General features: G+C 44.6%; 1 protein-coding gene. It reads right to left on the bottom strand.

Annotated elements, in window-relative coordinates:
- Positions 1–361: 361 nt before the first annotated feature.
- Positions 362–940 (bottom strand): TMEM175 family protein, encoded by a 579-nt coding sequence (locus AC3B8H_RS21075; protein ID WP_256612423.1) that lies wholly within the window; start codon positions 938–940, stop codon positions 362–364.
- Positions 941–1,683 lie beyond the last annotated feature (743 nt).

Here is a 1,683-nt window from a genome sequence, read left to right as displayed (position 1 = left end):
CATCTGCGCTATATTCCCGCCCACATCGGCCGCAAAACCCGAAGTGGCAGAAGTATTGAAAAGTCTGCGGATAGGTTTTTAAAAAATCACAGGTTAGGCAAAACTAAATCAAAAGTCCGATTATGGCGTTTAAAGGGGTTAGGAAACCTCTGATTATTGCAGTTTTTCAAGAAAAATTGACGCGCAAGCCATTGCTTTAATTGGTGCTGAACCAATCTGCCAGAAAGCCGCCATACATGTTTCTCAATAGCTGACCTTCAAATAGGCTTGAGCAGACCTTCACCAACTCAATTTATTGTTGAAGGTTACAATGAAAAGCCCAGTTTTATTTGGTCATTTGCTTGGCAAATCAAAAATCCTTTTAATATTCAGACATCACGTTCTCAATACGTCGATCTGGCACTAACCATAGCAATGCGACCAGCACATAAAGCCCTTGAGCTAACCATGGCGACCAAAACGTGCTTAGTGTCGCTATTAAGTAAATCAATGGTGAGGATTTACCCTTCCAGTCGCTACCGACAGATCTTTTTAATAGCGAATTTGTCCCTTGTGAAACGATGATGAGGTATTGTAATAATATATAAGCGATTGCTGCCATCAATAGAACCACTCCGTAAGCCATCGTTGGTATAGCCGCAAAGTGATTTTCCCCCATCCAGGCAGTTGTGAACGGAAATAACGATAACCAGAACAATAAATGCAGGTTTGCCCACAGTATCGAACCAGTGACTTTTTGGCATGTTTGCAGTAAATGGTGATGGTTATTCCAGTAAATGCCTACATAGACGAAGCTCAACACATAGCTTAAAAGCACAGGAATCAAAGGAATCAGCGCATTGATGTCCGCAGTATGGGGTACTTTCAATTCCAATACCATGATGGTGATAATGATGGCCAGTACCCCATCACTGAATGCCTCCAGCCGACCTTTACCCATGTCTTACCTCGTTAACGTACTGTAGTGATGGGTAGCTATTATTACAGCCTATGGTTACGCACAGTTTTTTAAAATACAAAATTCAATTGGGTTCTTACATAATCGCTATCATGTCCACCTTCAGTAATCACTTGTCCCGCAAAAAATGGCTGTAAGTAAAACCGAGTGAAAGGTGTTTATTGATTTCTCACTCTGTGTTTGCCGAAATGGCGAGGGCTCGATATTGGCAGGCACCCTCTATATGTGGATGTCGCAAAATTGGCCGTTGGATGCGGTCGCCAATGGCCGCTTTGTAGATCTCCAGTTCCCAGGCGCTGGATTTAGCTGACTGACTGGTTTGGAGAAGTGCGACCGTCAAGTTTGGGTCGAGTCCAGCCGAAAACTACTTTCAATGGCTTGCCCAATGACGGCCCTTCGTTGAGGTCATGGGTGGAAAAAGTCACCGGTATCGCCTAGAGCCGGTTTGGCAGGCTGACACCGATCATTTGGGTATTTCGACCAGCGGCTATGGTAGTGACCGCTAGGCCCAATGGTCCACCAATGGAATACGCGGCCCCTTGATATGCAGCGATTCACTGGCCAAGCCCTTGTTTTAATTATAAATACGTCCCAGGTCTTTCATAGATTTAACATAATTAATGTTATGCGAAGTCGCACCAATAGTTAGTGCCTTAGCGTCATGTGCCGTTTTCGCAACTTTGCCCTGTTAACCTTGTCGTGCGAAGCGAGCTGTCAACCGGCAT

It is taken from the genome of Methylomonas sp. BG-2, from assembly GCF_057766305.1.
This window is presented reverse-complemented; position numbering and strand designations above follow the sequence as displayed.

What these genes read in the sequence shown, in the direction of transcription:
- AC3B8H_RS21075 (WP_256612423.1), bottom strand. Translation starts at nt 940, where the DNA reads ATGGGTAAAGGTCGGCTGGAGGCATTCAGTGATGGGGTACTGGCCATC.